This is a genomic window from Armatimonadota bacterium, assembly GCA_013359125.1.
Lineage (GTDB): Bacteria > Armatimonadota > Fimbriimonadia > Fimbriimonadales > GBS-DC > JABWCR01.
In genome coordinates this window covers 58,903-77,321 of sequence record JABWCR010000014.1, presented here as the reverse complement: position 1 = coordinate 77,321, position 18,419 = coordinate 58,903, and the positions used below count along the sequence as shown (strand labels likewise).

6 protein-coding genes are annotated in these 18,419 nt (G+C 58.9%); all 6 read right to left on the bottom strand.

Annotated features, from left to right (window positions below; translation table 11 throughout):
• A partial coding sequence (locus HUU60_08090; protein ID NUL82663.1) for a hypothetical protein occupies positions 1-619 on the bottom strand: 619 nt, incomplete at its 3' end.
• Between the two features lie 2 nt (positions 620-621).
• A complete protein-coding gene (locus HUU60_08085) occupies positions 622-1,551 on the bottom strand; it encodes a hypothetical protein (GenBank protein ID NUL82662.1) in 930 nt (309 codons plus the stop codon).
• An 18-nt stretch (positions 1,552-1,569) separates the two neighbouring features.
• The gene (gene pilM / locus HUU60_08080; protein ID NUL82661.1) at positions 1,570-2,967 is read right to left on the bottom strand and encodes a type IV pilus assembly protein PilM; all 1,398 of its coding nucleotides are present in this window, start codon (positions 2,965-2,967) and stop codon (positions 1,570-1,572) included.
• Positions 2,968-3,179: 212 nt separating this feature from the next.
• Positions 3,180-9,434, bottom strand: a complete 6,255-nt coding sequence (locus HUU60_08075; protein ID NUL82660.1) for a PQQ-binding-like beta-propeller repeat protein — start codon at positions 9,432-9,434, stop codon at positions 3,180-3,182.
• 73 nt (positions 9,435-9,507) lie between these two features.
• Positions 9,508-14,193: a hypothetical protein gene (locus HUU60_08070; protein NUL82659.1), complete on the bottom strand. Its 4,686-nt coding sequence runs from the start codon at positions 14,191-14,193 to the stop codon at positions 9,508-9,510.
• The gene (locus tag HUU60_08065; protein ID NUL82658.1) at positions 14,190-16,868 is read right to left on the bottom strand and encodes a hypothetical protein; all 2,679 of its coding nucleotides are present in this window, start codon (positions 16,866-16,868) and stop codon (positions 14,190-14,192) included. Before HUU60_08065 ends, HUU60_08070 begins: the two co-directional genes overlap by 4 nt.
• Positions 16,869-18,419 lie beyond the last annotated feature (1,551 nt).

Here is an 18,419-nt window from a genome sequence, read left to right as displayed (position 1 = left end):
GAGCGCCAGCCTCGCCTTTAGGAAAGACGTAGGCCCTCATAGTATAACGCCCAATTAACTCGGGCGACACGCCGGAGATTTCCAGTCCATCGGTTACTACGGTCAGGTTGGGCACTCTATTCCATGCCGCCATGTGGCTCAGCAATCTTTCGAAAGTTGCGGCTCTTACGTTCACTTCGCCGATTTCAAAGGTGATCAGTTTGGTTGGGATCGCATTGGGATCGGTTGGCGGCGGCGGCAGTTCGAACCCGCTCAACAGGGTTACGCCGGTCTTGGCGGGCCAATGCTCGATCTTCTTGCCGATTTCTCGAATCATGTCGTGGTAAGAGACCCAGGCTTGCAGGCGATCTCCCATGCTAATTGTGGATTTGGGCATACGGCGTTCTCGCAGTTCCATATCTCTCTGCGAAGCTAGGGCGACGATCATCTCGCTTTCGGCCAGGAGTCTTCTGGCCGCTGGCTCTTGGTTGGCCTTGGTTTGAAGTTCTCCAATGTAGCGGTCGTAGTCGTCGATCTCGGCTTGAACCGGTCGAATGCCCGCCCAGAACAGTCCGAACGCGGTCAGGAATATCAGTACGATTCCGGCTGCCAGTATGACGTTAAGGGAGATGTTTTTCATGATTAGCCTCCACCGCCTCTGCGGCCGCCCTCGAATTCATCCTCGTTCCCTACGTCGCCACCGCCTGCAGTAGCCGCTCCCGCTGGCGGAGCGCCACCGCCTCCGGCCATCACGTTGCCCATGCCCGGCACGCCGCCCATTTGGTTCGGATCGGGCTGCGTTCCTGGGGGAGCCGGCGGAGTCATCGGTTGCGTCAGCAGGCAAACGATCTGAAATCGTCGAACGCCGGTCGGCAGTATTTCCATCGCTTGGCCAGAGGTTCCGGATGTGAACGAACTCAGGCCGCCGCCCGGAGCGCTGGGCGCTGGACCGCCAGCAGGGCCGCCGCCGCCCGAGACGCCGGCTCGCATGGGGCCAGATTGTTGGGTTTCTCGCACGGCTCCGCCGCCGCCGCCGCCAAAGCCGCCTGCGGCGCCTGGTGCGGTGTCGCTTGCTTGCCCAGCCGGCCGATAGCCTTCCGTGCTGCTGGCCAATTGGACCGCCGCCAATCTTGGGCAGTTGTACATTGTTTGAAGGTAAAGGCCGATATCGGGGATGGTTTTGGCGACGGCTGTAATCTCCAAGGTGTTGCCTTGATTGACTTTCATCGACTCGTAGCGAACTCTTGGCGATGTGTACGCACGGATCTCGTTGTAGAGTTCGGCGTATTTTGTGTTCCAGGCTGCAGCATCGGCGATAAACCGAACTCGGTCCACGATCTCTTGGATTGCAGAAACCTTGGAGCGAGCTTGTGAAACGATCGCATCGACATTGTCCGCAGTGATCTTTAGGCGGTCGGCATCTTCCTTTCGTTGTGCCAATTCGCTGTTCTTTTGAACGTACATGAAACCCAAACCGGCTGAGACCAGCAGCCAGACGAGCGCCAAGGCGACCATGACCTGGGTGTTGATCTTTCGTTTGGTCACGTAATCGGGAAGCAGGTTGAGTTTCATATTCTCTCGGTTCTCCTCTTATGAGCTATAGGGGTGCAGCGCCAGTCCGATGGCGACGGCCAGTTCGTGCGAGTGCGCGGCCACGTATTCTCCGCCTTGTTTGCGGACATTGACGGCCAGGTTTTTGACCGGGTTGCCGATGAAAGTCGGGATGCCGATCGCTTGGCTAAAGAGTTGGTCCAGGTTGGGGACGATGGAGGTGCCTCCGCACAAAATCACGCAGTCTATCTGGTTGTCTTGCGCCCGGCTTCGATAATATTCGACCGAACGTCGAAGCTCGCTGACGATTTCTTCAAGCACGGGGTAAATAGCCTGGTAGACCGACTGTCGTTTTGCCTCGTCGGCCGAAACGACTGCCGGCGCGGCTGGCTCGGACGGGAAAGTTGGCACAGGCGGCGGAAGATCCTCTGGCTCCGGCTCTGGCGTCGGTTCTGCCGCAGAAAAGGGCGACGGCACGTCGATCGGCTCGCCCGGCACTGCAAAAGGCGAGGCTTCAGGAGCAGGTTCGGACGGCGCCGCAAAGGGCGAGGGTTCTGCATCGCTTGCCGTAGGCATAAAGAAGCCTGGATCGCTCGTCATGGGCGGAGATTCGAAATCGGTTGGCTGAATAGTCGCTTCGGGCTCGAAGCCTCCGCTATAACTGGGCGCCGAATACGTTGTAGTCGGCGTTTGGCCAGGAATGACCTGTGCGTACTGAAGTTTTGTTTCGTCTGCTTCCGATTCGGGCACCATCAATCGGTCGGCGATGGCTCGGGTAAGCGTTTCGCCGCCTGTCGGCAAAATTCTGGGGAAAGTGAGCAGGCCCTTGCTAAAGATGTCGATGGAGGTGCTTTGAGCGCCGATGCCGACGATGATACAGTTTTTGTCCTTCAGGTCGGGATCGGAGAGCAACAGGCTTCTACCGAGCGCCAGTGGTTCGACATCGATGGCGAACGGTTGCAGGCCGGCGGCGTCCGTTACGCTGACCAATCGGTCGACGGCATCCAGATGTGCGACGGCCAAGGCGACGTCGATGGTGTCTCCTGCGCCAAACGACTCGCGCGGGACCACGGAATAGTCGGAGTGGACGCGCCCATCTGCGAAGGGTATGTTGCGTTGAACTTCCCAGTCCATGTGCTTCTTCAGTTCGGCGGGCGCCATTTTGGGCACTTCGAGGATTCGGACGACGACGGAGTTTTGTCCCGCTATCGACACGACGGCTGCTTTACTAGTGAAGCCAGCCTGCGCGACCATTTTCTTGATCGCCGCGCCGACGGCTTGGTGATCGAGCACGCCGCCGGAATCGACAGAGTTCGGCGGGGTTGGCGCGATAGCGACCGCGGTCAGCGAGGGCGGCTTGCCGCCTTTGATCTCCACGATTTTGATCGTGTTTGCGCCGATATCGATACCCAAGGTCGAACTGGGCGTTTTAGCCATTATAGGACGCTCCTTGTCGCCAGTCGTCGCAAACGAACGAGCACGCTAATGGGCGCGTCGTTCGCCATGTTGACCGTTCCAGTGATTCTACCCGCAATCTGTGGTTTCATTTCGGCGTCGGTCGCCGAGTTCCTGCCAATCTATTTTCGGCTTGCAGGTTCGGCTTCCTGCTGATTTTGACGCAGACTTGGCGGGAATGGTTCAAGTCCGCGTCAATCGGCATCCTGATCTGGATTGTCGTAGTAGAAGCGGGGTTGGAGCATCTGCGCGTAGATGTCCGGCACGCCGTTTCGGCTGGTAGCCCAGAACAGGAAGACGCCTTCGTCGTTCAGTCCGGCCGCGGTCGAAAGCCCCGTTCGTCGAAGTTCGATGTTGGGCGAGGCCCAGAGGGTGGCTTCGTTGATCGGGAGGTCGATCGGTACCGGAGTTTCAAATTGGGGCCCCGGGCGCTGACCTGTATAGGTCGCTTCTTCGAGCCATCGGATTTCGTGCGTTTCGGTAAGTATCTGGCCGTTGTCGCCCAAATATCGGACGGTTACGCGGTCTGGCACATCGCGCCCGCGCAGTCGCACCGATTCGTCCAGGGCGGTGAAGTAGACGCGCCCGCGCGCCCAATCGACTTCGTAGTAAAGCACGTCGTTCGCTCCGTTTAGGATTGTAAAGTGGTTGGCGCCTGCAGCCACGTTTGTTGCTCCGGACTGAAGCGGGAACGTGCCTCCAGAATTGACGATCGCGAGGATCGGACGGTTGAGTTGGATGCCCATGCGCAGGGTCTTGTAGAAGTAGCTGCCGGCGGACGACGGGGAGCCTGAGCTGCGCCGGTAGAACATCCAAATACGATCGACCGGCATGATGTCGTTCGCGCCCATGTTCCCGTTGACCGGATTGCGGCGTCGCACTAACGACTGGCCGGGCGCCAAGCGATTGTGCCTTGGGTTCTCGACTCTCTGAAGGAACGCGTTGAGTTGAGAATGGTCGCCTGCGATCGAGAGATCGACAATGCGCAGCACTCTCGGCGAATAGGTAACCGAGACGATATCGGACAGGCGCGGCGCTTGATCGGTAAACCGGATGGTGCCGCTTAGCGGATCGATAACGATCAGACCGACTTCTCTCCCGTTTCTAATGTATCGGTACCAGAGCCGACCCGTTTGCTCGTCTACATCGGGATCGCCCGCGGTTACAATCTGGCCATTGATCTTGATCACAACGTCATCGTCTTCCCATCCGTCGCTTGGATCGTTGAACGTCCAATCCAAGTGTCGCGTTCGATAAACGTTCTCGCCCTTCTCTTTCTGCGCAACTTCGTCTATTTGGCGACCCATGACGCTGGGTCCCTGCAGATTGCCGCGGTCGACCGAATATCGACTGTAGAGCAGTTCGCCTACGTTGCGCTCGTTAAGCGACCCGATGAAGAAGACATCGACATAGTGGCGAATAGAATTGTTGACTCGAACGGTTCGAAAGACCGGGTTGACCGATTCGACATTCTTGACGGCCCGCGACATAGTCAGCTTGCGCTCTCGGTTCCAGTTGCCGTCTGTCATCCGTCCGTTGGCCGAGAGGTAGTAAATCTCTCGACGGCCAGCGGTCGAACCCGGGTAGAAAACCCAAGTTGCGGGTACTCCTGGCGGAAAACCGGTGGCTTCCATGATGGTTGGGCGACCCTTGACGACCGATGGATCGGTAGGCAGTTCGACCGGATTGCCAAATGCAGCGTTCGCCAACATAGGCGCCGCGTATAGTTGGTGATAGTTTCGGCCCTCTTTGAGCACTGTGGCAGTCCAGAAAACGTAAGGGTCTCCGGCGCCGCCAGCGGTGAGATCGGCATGAAGCACTGGATTGCCATGCCTGGCCGTTCGCATCTCTTCGGTCGTTGCCCCGCCGTATAGATCGAGCGTTGGATCCGGAAACGGGCCAAGGGCCGGACGCCACCATGCGCCCGGATTGTTGGAGAAGAGGCCCCAACCTCTAGAAGCGAGGTTGTTCGAATTCCAACCGATCTGCGAACTAAACAGGTAGCTGGCTGTGCCTGGAGTTGTGGCGGCTCCTAGTCGATTGGAGCTCCAGACCATGAGCAGTCCTCCGCCCAAGCTTGTCGGTCGGCGCAAGACGGTCGGCGTGAAGTTGCTGAGCGTTTGTGAGAAACCGGGGGGCTGTGGCAAGTCGATCTGGTTGAGCAGGCCCGCGTTAGTGCCGCCCGTTAGTCGCGTTTCTCGAACCGAGGCGACCACTCTCAAAGTCGGATTGGCGACAGGCTGTCCAAACGCCCCCGTCGCCGAGTTATAGTCGATCACACCGGGCGTACCGGTTCCGACAGGCAACATATAAGGATAGACAAATTGGCTGTAAGTTCCAACCGGGGTAAAGGGCGGTACGCCCAATCCTACCATCGGTCGATAGACCGGATCGCCCGTGCCCCAGACGACCCCGTAAGGCAGATCGGGCAGGCTCATGTAGGTTGGCGCATAGTCGCCGGGTCGCGCCTTGTGCAAAGTGGCATAAGGCTGTTGCGGCTGAGGCCCCCAGTAGCGGTTGGAGATTGGGAAGAACCGCGGGTCGAGATTGGACGCTAGGTTGTGCGCCATATTGATCGGCGACTCGGGGCTGACCGTGTCGGAGTACATGTAAAGCGGGAAGACGCCCGCATTGGCCGCGTCGCGATACTGCTTGGACAGGAACAGCCGATAGAGGTTGACGTTGCCCAGGTTTTTCAGTGTGAACGGGCGCCAGTTGTCGTAGAAGATCGAACGCTGGCCGGTCTGGAAGTTGAGGATGGGCATGAACGGGCTGTTGTTGTCGTTCGGCCCGGCGGACGAATAGCCGAATCCGGCCGGCATCTTGCCTAGGTCGACGGTTTCTTCCTCGACGGCCATCGCATAGTTAGCCGGCACGGTCATCTGCACGGTCAATTCGCGATAGGCTTCGACCTTCAGCGGCGGCGGCGTCTGGGCCAGGTTGTTTAGGCCGTCCAGTTGTCCGTTGTTGGTCGAATCGATGTAGACGCGAACAGTGGCCAAGAAGCCGCTGCGCTCGTTGGCAGACTGGAACCTTGGCACGTCTATCTGAGCGATCACCGGATCGGGCTGAACTGTGGCCGAACCATCGCTGTTGATCAGCGGGCCGCGCAATCGGGCCGCCGATCGGGTCATGTCGATCGCGCCTTGGAAGAGGGCGCTCAGCTGTCGAGACGGAATGTCGGGGTAGTCCAGACTGACATTGGGGATGCTGAAGGGCAACTGATCCCAAGGCAATGGATTTAGGACGGACAGCGCGCCCCCCTGCCATCCAAGGTCGGTGGAGACGGCGCGCGCGGGCAATGTTTGGCCCAATGTGGCCGTAACCTTGCTGCGGTCTCCTACCTGGAAGGCCTGTGAGGCGGATTGGCCATGGGAAATCGGGATTCCCAGTAGCCCTGCAAAGAGGCTGACCAAGGCCCCACCGTTGCCGTTAAATGCGTTAGCAGCCGCATCGCCCGTGCCGACAGTACCGAAAGCCGACAGATAGAGCGGATTGCCGACCGAGAAATCGAACCGTTCGATCTGATTGGCGGTCTCCTCGTTCAGGTCTTCGGTTTGCGGCCCCATTCGTGCGACGTTGCCGGTCGTCAACGGCTTGCGGAACATGAAGAGATAGTCGGATCCGGGCGGGCTGTAGTTGGTGCCGTTCCACTGCACCGTAATGACGGCGGTGGCAATGCCGATGCTAGGGTCGCCGACCCAAACTCTCGGCGTGGCGCGAACGGAGAAAGTAGTGCCTCGACCCGTGTAGATAGCCTCGAACTGCGTCGCGCTTATCAGGGGTTGATTGAGGGTCCAGTAAAAGACGACATAGAGCTTCTCTCCCCATTCGAACGCTCGGCGAGTCGTCGTGCGGAGGATATCAGGGACTTCGTTTCCGGCCAAGATGTCGTTGTAGTATTGCTGGTCGGCTTCGCTGTCGCTCAGAATCAAGACCTTGATATTCGGGAAGACCGGGTCGTCGGTATCGCCTGGATCGATGACTTGGATCTCGTCCTGCCACTGTTCGGGGATGTCGTATCCGCCGCTCTCGTTAAAGGCGTACAGGAATCCTGAGTTATCGCCGACGTACAGGAAGCCTCCTGCAACGGCGGGCGAACTGAGGATCTGATTGCCGATGAGGGTCCATTGCTTAAACGCCTTTCGCGAAGTGTTCAGCTGATTCATTCGGTCGTTGGCGTACAGGGTGAAGAGTTCGCCGCTGTTGGTGCCGACCACGATCGCGTCGATGCTTGTGAAAGGCGCCGCAACGTCGTTTATCTTTGTCAAAGTTGGCGAACTGAAGATGCTGCCCGCAAGATTCTCGCTTCGCCACAGAAGCCTCTGGTCGTCCGGCAGCGCCGCGTTCTGGAGATTGAGCGCATAGACGCGACCGTCTGAGTTTCCGACGTATAGAACGTCTCGCATGGTGGGCGCATTGGGATCGCCGAACGGCACTGCTGCAACTGTGGCCGGAGAACTATACAGGAACGGTTGAAGCTCTGTGCTGGCTGCGTCGGGATACTGCCAGCGCAGGCGCGCTTCGTGGTTTCTCAAGCCCGGGGCGACGATATCCAGAGCATAGATTCTGCCGTTTTGGGATGGGAAGTAGGCCGCGCCGCCAAAAACAGCCGGTGTGGCCGTGATAGCGCCCAGCGGCGCCTCGTCCGCATCGTCTCCCGGATTCCAGAACTTGTAGGGATAGGCCCAAGCGATGTCGCCGCTTGAGAAGAAGATCGAATAGGCTCGACCGTCCAGGCTGCCGATAAAGATTCGGCCGGAGGCCGCATCGTAAGCCGGAGACGAGACGAACGCGCCCAACGCAGGTCGCGTTTCCTCGGGGAAGGTCCAGCGCACCTCAATGTCCCCATCCGGATCGTTTGGTCGGGTTCTAAAGCAATAGACGCGGCCGTTAGAATTGCCGATAACCACAAAATCGTCGGTTCCCTCTCTCACCACGATCGGAGAGTTAAAACCATAGGGTCCAGCGTTCGCGGCGGCGTACTCCCAGATTTGGTCGCCCGTCATTGCGTCCAGGCAGTAGACGCGGCCATTGTTGGAACCGAAGATGACTACCAGGCGGTCGGTTGTGCCGTCGATGTTGACCGTTCCGACCCACGGGGTTGAGAAGAGCGCCGATGCCGACTGCTCTTCTTCTTGAATTCGAACATCGCCTGTTACGACGTAGGCGCCTTCGTCGATCGGATCGTCGCTGTAGGTCGAAACCTCTATCATTTGGCCTGCGCCCGCATTGAACTTAAATGTGCCGAGAACAGCCGAGCCCTCTTGTTGAGTTTGATCGACATAAACGATGCTCTCGCCTTCGGCATGGAGCACTCGATAGCGGGCCTTGCGGGCATTGGCCTTGCTGGGATTGAAGCGAACGTGCACGGTGTAGCGGGCTTCCTTTGCCATCGAGATTCGATAGAGCGCTCGACGCGCATACTCGGGCTTGTTGACCGCTGGCGATTGAAGCTGCTTGGCCGTAGACATGGCGGATGCGCCTTCCAAAGGCAGCCACCAGCCATCGTTTTGAAACTGGGCGCTCTGCACGGTCAGTAAGGTCGAAGTCGGTTGAATGGGCGCAACGAAGCTCCAGAGGGCAAAAGGCAGCGTGTCGGGCGAGCCGAGATCGTGCATGACGCAGGTCATGGTGCCGTCTGCCTTGGCCACATAGACCAGGCGAGCTCGGCCAAAGAGGGGATCGGGATGAGGGATGACAACGGGCGACGCGTCGTATCGTCCGCCGGTTACCGTCTCGAATCTTATGGCGTCTGCGATGACGATGGCGCTCGGGTCTTCGTCTCCGCCCTCCGGCGGGAGGGAGTTGACCAGGCGAACGCTCAGCGGTAGTCCAAATTCGGTAGTATAGACGCCTCCGATCTGCACCCATCCGCCGGCCGACTGATCGATGATCACTTCTTCGGTGCCGTTTCGATCGGTGATTTCGTAGACCGCGGTCGTCGTGTTGCGTCTAAATTGGGCGTTGACTCGCGTTCCGCCCGACGGAATCCATGCAAAAACGCGGTACTGCGCAATTCCGGCTCCGGTTGGAATGGGGCTTCGCCATTCGGCCCAAGCCGTCTCGCCGCCGATGTCTGCAGGCGCGTGCGGCGCCACCATATAGGGGATCAAGCTCGGGTCGTTAAAGTCGAGCACGTCGTAGTAGAAGTCGTCAACGTAGTCGATAAGCAAGGGCGAAAACCAGACGCCATTGGCGTTGAAGGAGCCTTCTATCGGCGTGTAGTTGTCTGTAATAGCCGGTGGGGGGACATCCTTAAGGAGAGGAAAAGTCCAGGCTAAGAGTTGATTGCCTGGCCCGCCAAGGGGCGAATCGGTTCGCGAATTGACCGTAACGCCCGTGCGTTCCGGATTGCCTCGGTGCGTCGGCCACGAGGGCGTTTGCGCCCAAGCGGCGGCCAGCATCGCCGCCGAGCAAACGGTCAAGACCATTTCTCTTATACGCATGTTGCTTCTCCTCCAGGCCGCTCTTGCCTACGGTCGTTTAGACTCGTCAAGAGCGGCTTATGTTCCCTTCTAACTAAAAAGGTCGATCGGCCGATGTCGGCATTCTCAACTGGTACGAGCCTGACAACCCCGGTCGATCCGCTGAGCTCCAGATGATCGACGAATTGCTAAATCCGAGGATCGAATCGGTCCAATCGTTCGGATCGTCATCGTCGTCAAAATTCATGGTAGTGGGTCGTCCATCGATCTCGAACACCTCTCCAAGAAACTCCGCAATGGTCGGCGGTCCGTTCGTTTCGGCCAATAGTACCGACCCTGCATAGGAGTTGACGATCAGCACGTTGCCATTAGGCAGTCTTTTGGCCTGGGCCGCTCGGAAAACGATGGGCGCCGAACTTGGATGCAACAACTTGGTCCGATAGCGACGGCGCACCGAGTTGCTGTACGCTTCGTTGGTGAACGCCCAAACGCAGTCCCAAGTTTCGGAGTTTGGATTGGGCGTCAACTCGTAGACGCCGGTCGCATCGACGAACATGACCCGAATGTCGAAAAGTTGGACATTTCCGACATTGCCGGCCAGCCCGTTCGGAGAAACCGCGATCGAAACCGGGTTGATCAGTGGTCTTTCAACGACGCCTTGGCCAGGAAGCCGGATGCGCATCCTGCGGCAATAGTTGAGACTGGTCGTGCCGTCGGCATTGTTGATCTGCAGGATGATCATGCCTTCTTCGGGCGATTGGCGATCTTGCGGCGTTGCGGCCGTCCCACCTGCCCGATAGTTCTGCACCAGGCTTGCAAATCCCCACACGGGAGTCTCGTTGGCCTGCCCAGGGTTCAGAATGCCGTATTGGAATCGATTGGCACCCACGTATCGGTAGGTTTTGCCGTCGGTCGACGTGGGCGAGACCCAGTTGAGCATGTTTAGCTGCTCCTGATTGGTGCTCGGATCGATCAAGACTCCTCGCACGGCGCGGGTGGTCGCGTCGGCCGCATATCGATCGACCACATCGACTATTCGGAAGTTGCCCGTGTCCGCGATCAAATAGTGGACCCAATACTCCAGGCCCGTTGGCGACTTGTAGGCAAACGGGTTGTTGGCATTGGGCACGAACTCTGTCCAAGTGGCCGCATCGCTGGGTGAGCGCAGGGTAACCGAATCGCCCCCGACCCATCCGGTTGGCCGATTGGCGTCTCGGGTTGTTGCAAAATTGACGATGTTGCCGTTAGCCGCTCTGATCGGCGCGCGATCGGGCACGAACGACTTAATGATTCGTCTTTCGTTGCCGCTACGATCCATCACGATCACTCGGTCGTTGGTCGAATCGACCACCAGCATCTCGTTGGGGTTGATGCGATAGACTCGAGCGGAAGAACCGATAGGCGTTTTGACGACGGCCTCGGTCGATCCTGTGAGTTGGGTCAGCAGTTCGCTGTTCTCCGCCGCCCAGGCCACTGTGCTTTCGGTATCCAGTTCGATGATTCGTCCGTTGTCGGCAATGAGCGTGAACTCGCGCTCGTAGGCCACCATGCCTTCGCTGCCGCTGGCCATCAGCAATCCGTCGCCGAAGGCGAGAGGCCTCACGTTGCTTCCGAGAATCGAACTGTTGCGGAAGCGCACGATCAATTCTCGCAGAAACGCGCCCGGATTGTTCTGGGCATCGGCGGGCAGATCTTTGAGGCTTGGCCAGAGCATGGCTTCCACTCCGATCAGAGGCACCTGTCCGCCTCGGGTCAGGTTGGGCAGTTCCCTTTTCGGATTCGCGCTCATGGCGGTTACGCCGCCAAACGTGGTGATGCCGCCTTGGCCGGGATCAAAGAAGGTGTTGTTCATCGGCGTGTAGACGATATCGCCCATCACCACCGGCGGACCTTGCGCCGTGCCCGTTGGAGAAACGACATACCAAAGCAGGTTGTTCCAAGTGCCGGACAGTTGCGGGTCGCTTGGCCGGATGAAGTAGCTTTGGCCGCTGATATTGACCTCGACCGGCTGGCTCAGGCTGAGCACGTTGTTCATCAGGTCGGGGCGACTTTGTGTGTAGTCGGCGAAGGACTTGAATCGGATCACGCCGCCTTCCATTTTCAGCTCGATCCGGCGGTCGTTCCCGTTCGGATTGATCGAGATGGTGTTGGTGGCGCCATTGATTCGGCCGCCGCGAGCATAATCCAGTTGTCGGATGAGGATCGTGCCGGTCGGGCTAGTGATCGGCGCGCCCAGGCGAATCTCGAACTGATTCGGATTGGCGTCGAGCGCCATCAGCACACTGTAGCCGACTGGGAACCCAAAGAAGCGCACGCGCCCTTCTCCCACCAGGTACAGCACGCCGTTCGCGTAGACCGGCGGATGGGTAAATCGAACGTGCATCTGATCGTTGTCTTGGTTGTTTCCGGGTTCGCCAAAATCCATCAAACCGCTGTTGATCCACTGATTAAAGAACGGAAGGCTGGTGTCCATCCAGTTGAGCGAGGCCGGAATGCCGGTTACCTGACCGGCTACGATTTGCGTGTATCCGCCGTGGGCTTGCCAGCGCCATAGCACGCGAGTGCCGCTCGTGCGTCCGTCGCTAAAGCGCTCTTCGACGGCGAAGACGTTGCCATTGCTTAGCGGCGCAGTGGCATCGGTAGCGTGGGAGGCGACGAACAGCGTGCCATCGGGGGCCAGGGTTACGCCCGCGATCTCGTTGGCATACGGGTTCTGTCCGGCAGCACTGGCCGAGGCCAAGGTCATAAAGGTTCGGAAAAGCGCCGTTTGGACGACGGCTTTCCAATCGAGGAAGTAGTCGATGTAGAGGTTGTAGATGGCCGGATCCCAAGTCGGATCGATCTGCACGCGGCCGTTGCCCTGCGCAAAGTTCAGCGCCGTGTCAGGCACTTCGACCACTGTGCTCGTCAGCCGGTTTTCCGCATAGACGCGAGGTCTCAATTCCCAACCGGGGTTGGACTGGTTGTTAATGATGAACATATCCGCGCCCGAGACGCGAGTGAGGCGAGTAGAGAACAGCCCAGAGCCGACCGCCTCTTGTTGCAAAAGTTCTCCTCTTGCGCCCACCCAAAACGCAAACACGGTCGGCTGGGTTACGGTTTGGCCCTGGCCGAACTGCTGTTCGCCCGGCAGATAGGCGACCAGATCGACCCCGCCGCCCTGGCTGGTGTTAGGCACCCATCCCATGGCAGGATGCGCCTTCCACGTGCTGACCGGAACGACGCTTCGCGGGTTGGGCTGTACCCACGGGATCGGCACGCCTGGCTGATTGCGATCGAAACTGTACATCGTCTGTCCGGTCGGCCCCCAGATCGCGACCATGCCCGCATGGTTGTTGCCGCCGCTGGAAGATTCGCACGGGATCATGATCAGGCCGTCGGCATAGAGCGCTCCGACGGTCTCGCCGTTAGGCAGCCGGGCCGGCGAGAGCGGGGCTCCGCCAAAATCGCCCCAGTTGACGGTCCATGCCAATTCTCCAACCGGGCTGATGCGTCCGTTTGGCAATCTCGGCACGGCGCGGTAGGCGCGTATGTCGGAATCGCCGACCACGATCACTAAGTCTTCGGGCGTTACTTGGCCGCCGGGCTGTTGCCGCGCGACCTGGACGACGACCGGACTGCTCGATTGGCCGCCGCTTAACCGAGCTTCCCAAACCTGGTCGTAGGTACGTCCCGGAATGGGCGGATTGCGAAACAGATCGGGTATGCCGTCGTCGCTGCTGCCGTCCAGGTCGGCATCCCTGCGGGGGAAACCGTCAAAACACATGAGACGACCGCCGTCGGCAATATAGACAAATCCTTTGTGAATGGTGGGCGTTGCAACTGGATTGATGCCTGCCGCCTGCCATTTGTTGGCCATCGGGGCACCGTATCGATCGAACGCATGGTTGGACCTTCGAAAATCTTTGCTGGGCGTCGAGGTGGAGCCGGCCCAACGGACAGCATTGTAAATCAGCTTGAGATCCTTGGGTGGAACCAACTTTACGGCCGATGCGAGCGCCGCCGGACCAGACCCAAAGGGCTGACTGAGCGACTGCGCGATGCCAATCGAACTCACCACGATCCGTCCGCTTCCGTACATTCCCGACGCCAGCATATTCTGGTTGGTCGAAGTGCCGATGACGGGTATCAGTTCGCTGACCGACAGAGTAAACGCGGAGGTTCTGATAACGCCAAGGTTGAGCGCTTCTGTCGGATTGAGCGTGTAGTAACCTCGGAGCATGGGGTGGTCGATAGCAAAGATGCCAGCTGCCCCCCCGGCGGATATTGTATTGCGAACGTCTGGGAAGAAGATGTTCTGCCCCCTGTTCCATCCCGCAGGGATCTCGACCCAAAGCACGCCGCCCGCATCGACAAAGCGTCGAAGTTTGTCCCGATCGCTTAGGCTCATACGGAACGAGGCCGGCGCCGCCGACAGCAACAGCACGTTGTAGCGCATCAGTTGGTTGTCGCTCAGTTGGCTCAGTCGAACCTTCCAATAGCGTGCAGACCGCTTGCCGGTATCAGCAGGAGCGTAAGGATTCAAGAACTCCCAGCCAGGCGGTTTGAGGTCGGTGCGCGAATCGAGGGCGAAAAAGGCGTACCAGTCTCGGCTGTCGTCCGCGCCCGGCGCGATATTGGGATCGTCGGGCTGGTTGGAGAGGACCACGACCGCGGCATTGATCTCGGCTCTCCGAGGCCCGTATCCGCGCCCATCGGCGATCGCCGTTTGAGCAGCGCTGAAAATGGCTAAGGCGGCCAAGCCGCCCTTGATCAATCGGTCAAATCGCTTGGTTTTCATCTTCTATCCTCTCCTACATAAACAGGCTTGGGGCAGACAGGCAGTTTAGGCGCAGCCGGCAAAAGCCGACCGGGATGCGTGCCCGACGGATCTGGAAAATTCGCGATCCTCAACGGTTCGGGCGTAACAGTGTTGCTGAACGGCCTGCGCCAAGTGCGGTCGTACCGCATAAAGAGATTGGCCGCGTAATCGGCGTGATGCATAAACTGTTGGTGAGTGGACGGAATCTCTTGTCCGGAATTGCCATAGGTCAGCGGAATCCATCCCCATCGTTTGAGCCATTCGCTCTGGTCGTGCAACGAAGCCGCTGTGTTCTCTGCGATCGCGCCTTCGATCGTGATCTTAATGTCCAAGGGTTCGCCGTAGAACGGAACGTCTGGCGACAAGACCCCCAGCGGCCTCGTGCCCCGAGCGGCAAAGTTGGCGCGAGTGTCGTCCGTGTTGGTGTTGTGCCAATAGCCTGGGATAACGAAGAAACTGCCGTTCTGGGCATAGAGGGCCGCTTGGACGACCCAATCGTTCGGCACCACGGCGCCCGTGCTAAAGAAGTAGTTCTGATTGCCAGAAGGCGCGCTAACCGTCGGGTCCAGTTGAAACCTTAGGAGGTTCTCCCAACCTGGCTGGACGTATATCGCGTAGTTGTTGGTCGGCGGAAGCAGGTTGATGCCGCCTCGCTCGTAGCGCGGATAAATCTGACTGGCCTGATTCTGCAGCACATAGAGGTTCGGCGCAAAGTTGGGCAGGTTGAACAGATAAAAATCGTTGAGCGGGCTGTTGTCCACGCCAGGATTGATCAGTAGGTTGATCAATGAAGCGACGGAAGCGCCGGAGTGCCTGGTAAGATACCGAACGCCGTAAGTGTTAAAGGTGTCGTATGTCGTCGGATCGACGCCGAATGAGAAACTGAGGTCGAGCGGCGTATTGGCATCGGTCGAAAAGTGGAACGGTGCATCGCTGTCCAACGGATCGGTTACAGCGACCGCAGGTCCGCTTGGGAGTTTCGAAAGGAACTGGGTCGTGTTCAGGCAGACATGGTCCTTGGCGATGATAGCCAGCGACGAGAAGGCGTCGCCCTTTAAAAGGTTCCCTTCTATGTAGGCCGTGCCGTTGGTTACGATCGTGATCTGCCGACCGCGCGGGATCGTGCCTCGGATTCGCACATTGCCTTCGAGATAGATGACGCCATTGAACTCGACATCCTGGTTCGGCTGGTTGCGCGTGAAATCGTTGTAGATGCGCGGATCGAACCGGTCGTTGGGCGCTCGGAACCAGAAGCCAAGGGTCTTGATGTTTGTTCGCCTGCCCGATACGGGCTCTCTCCAAGTGTCGTTGTTGTTGGATTGATTTCGCGTAACGACCATTCCGAACTTGGCTCGCAACGGATTGACGTCGGCTCGATCGATCAGTTCGACATAGGCTCCCGGCGGCGTGTAGAACGCGCCGTTCCAGAAGGGACTTCGGCCTGGATTGAGCCAGTCCGATCGCATGCTATAGCCGCCGACCAAACTGCCGCTCTCTTGCTGGATGTCGCCCGTGTTGTTGATGTAGATGCCACGGCCGTATCCGTCTCGGCCGGTGTTGTACCAGTTGCCGCCAAAGTCTTGCCGCCACCGGCCCGATGCGCGGGTGAGGGCGATGTAACGGTTCTGCCCGCTGGCCGGGTCCACCACGTCCATGCGGGGCGGTTCGAGGTAGGCGGCGCTGCGCGGATAGCCGAAAGGATCGACGCGCGCGCTGGCATCGCGGATAAGGCCGTTGTGCGTGCTGAACTGTTGTCGGTTGCTGGGATAAACGGGAACGCCGTTAAGCGTTACCGACGGCGTGCCATTGGCCGCCAACCCCGGCACGTCGATGCTGCCGGCAACCTCTACGCGCTCAAAATCCGGGTTGACGAACATCTGAACGTTGCCGCGGAAGCGAACGTCGGTGTTGAAACGCATGGGCGCGCCGCCCCATCCAGCGCCGGCAGCCTGAGGCAGACCATAGACGATGGTCGGAGTGATGCTCTGCGCGGCGTTCTGGGGATCGACCAGGCCGATTTCGTCCGCGCCGACTTCGGTCGGCGTGGCTCTTCGATCATGGTTCATGACAAAGCGCAGATAGTCGGCAAGGCCGATTTGGACATATGCGACCAGCACGCGCCTCTTGAGCGGTCCGTCGTTGATGAAGGTCGTCGGATCGTTCGCATCGACTTCGCCCACTCGTCCCACCGATTCGATCTTGATCATGTGAGAGAACGGATCGTTCAGTTGAGGCTGGTAGCTGACTCGCACCAGCGATCGTCCCTTTCCAAAAGCGATTCGCGTAAAGCCGCCCGAAGGTCCGCTGACCCGGACGCCATTGTTATCAAATTGATCGGCCTGGGAATATGGCATCAAGAAAGGCGCATCGGGATCTCGAGCGATGAGGGGTTGCGTCATATCCAGGTTGTCCGGCTGAGGTCGCCAATCGGCGCCCTCTTCGCTGTGGGAAAGCTGATTGACGGCAAATCGGATGCCTGCCTCGGCAAAGTACTGCTCGGTCAGGCTTTCGCGCCCGCGCTCCGCAAAGCGGATGTTCCTGGAGATGAGGCTGATGAACACGGCGCCCAGCGAAGCCATGATAACGATTACCAGCAGCGCGATAATGAGCGTCGTGCCGTCTTGTTTTGCCCGTCTTGGGTAAACCCGGTTCATCCTATCTCTCTCCCATGATTCGGATCAGATTCGGCTGTTCGATGTTGGTGTTGAGGGCATAGTACATAGCGTCGCCCGAGCCGGGGTCGTACACCTTGATCGACATCGAGACGTTGAGGGCTTGTCGAGTAACATAGTCCACGACGACCGTGTCGCTCTTTCGATTGAGCTGAAAGGAGAACGTTACAACGATCTCTCCCGATGGCAACGGCGTGGCCGGGTCGCTGGTAAATTCGATGTAGCCGCGACGAAATCTCGGCTGGTTGAACTCGGGCGCGGCCGCATTGGTGATCAAATCTTGATATCGAACGCGATACTGGTTGGGCCCGACCGACATCGAATTGTAGGCAACTCGAGTGTAGCGGATGGGTCGGCCAAAGTGCGGTCCTGCGCTCTGATCCGGCCCGATCACGAGTTCCGAGCCGGGTACGACCCCGGCGCTGTAGTAGGCGACCGGGTTTCGGTTGTTGCCTCTTGGGTTGTCGATCGTTCCGTTATCGTCGGAATCGATCAGGCTGACGAACCGGCGAATGTTGGGCGCGTTGTCGGGATCCAGCGCGATCGCATCGACATATCGCTGGTTGATAACGTCCGTGTCGTAGACAAATCCGTTCGGTGCGAAGAGCCATGAGGGAATGTCGAACTGGAGCATCCCATTGCCTTCGTCCACCAAGAAGATGGTCGGCTCTTGAGTGGTGGAAACGTCCATCTGGTTCCAAAGATTAGGCGGCATGGTCGGCGTCGGCCCGCCCAAAAACCATCTTTTGAACTCAGTGAGGTTAGCGACTCGCTCGGCTGTGCCGTTAGGCGCGCCTGCAGGCTGAATCCAGTGATAGAGCATCCAGCCGTTCGGCTCGCGCGAGGTGTAGAAAAGCTCGCGAGTCTGGTTGGCTGCCGGGTTGGCGTCGGGCGAACTTCGATAGATCGCCATATCAAATTTGTTGGCCCAGGAGCCGTGCGGCAGTCGGAACTGGGTCGGCGCGGCCTGATCGCCCATTTCGTCGCTCAGCGAATTGTCCGAGATCGGCGCGGCCGTCTGGCCTTTGACCTCGACCGGCCTGAACTGCATGAGCGGATTGAACTCGGTGATGGCACCGTTAGGATCGACTTTGAGCGTGATCATGTCGGCTCGTTGAGCGGCGACTACCGGTTGGGCGACGCGCTGCCAGTTCTGCCAATTCGGACCGTAGAAAAAGTTCGGATCGTCGAAGTCGTCCGGTATGTTGTCGTTATCGGCGTCCACAAAAAGGTCGGTGTTCAGCGAGCCGTCCTCGCGATAGATTGGAAACTCGGCTCGATACAAGAGGTAGAGGTTGTCGTCTTGTCCGGCGGCGACGAAGTTGCTTTCAAAGCCGTTGACATAGCCTCGGACGGGCATCCAGACGCCATTGTTCATCGCCGAGCGGTTGTCCTGCAGGCCGATAAAGTAGCGCACCATCACGCGGCCGGCGGCCAGCGGAAGATTGATCTCGCCGGTCGGCACGTCGGTCGTGGGATCGTTAGAGGGCGCGACCGGGTTGCCTCGCGCTGGCGGCGCAAGGTCGATAATGC

Coding starts and splice junctions, on each gene's coding strand:
- HUU60_08085 (NUL82662.1), bottom strand. CDS start 1,551: ATGAAACTCAACCTGCTTCCCGATTACGTGACCAAACGAAAGATCAAC.
- pilM (NUL82661.1), bottom strand. CDS start 2,967: ATGGCTAAAACGCCCAGTTCGACCTTGGGTATCGATATCGGCGCAAAC.
- HUU60_08075 (NUL82660.1), bottom strand. CDS start 9,434: ATGCGTATAAGAGAAATGGTCTTGACCGTTTGCTCGGCGGCGATGCTG.
- HUU60_08070 (NUL82659.1), bottom strand. CDS start 14,193: ATGAAAACCAAGCGATTTGACCGATTGATCAAGGGCGGCTTGGCCGCC.
- HUU60_08065 (NUL82658.1), bottom strand. CDS start 16,868: ATGAACCGGGTTTACCCAAGACGGGCAAAACAAGACGGCACGACGCTC.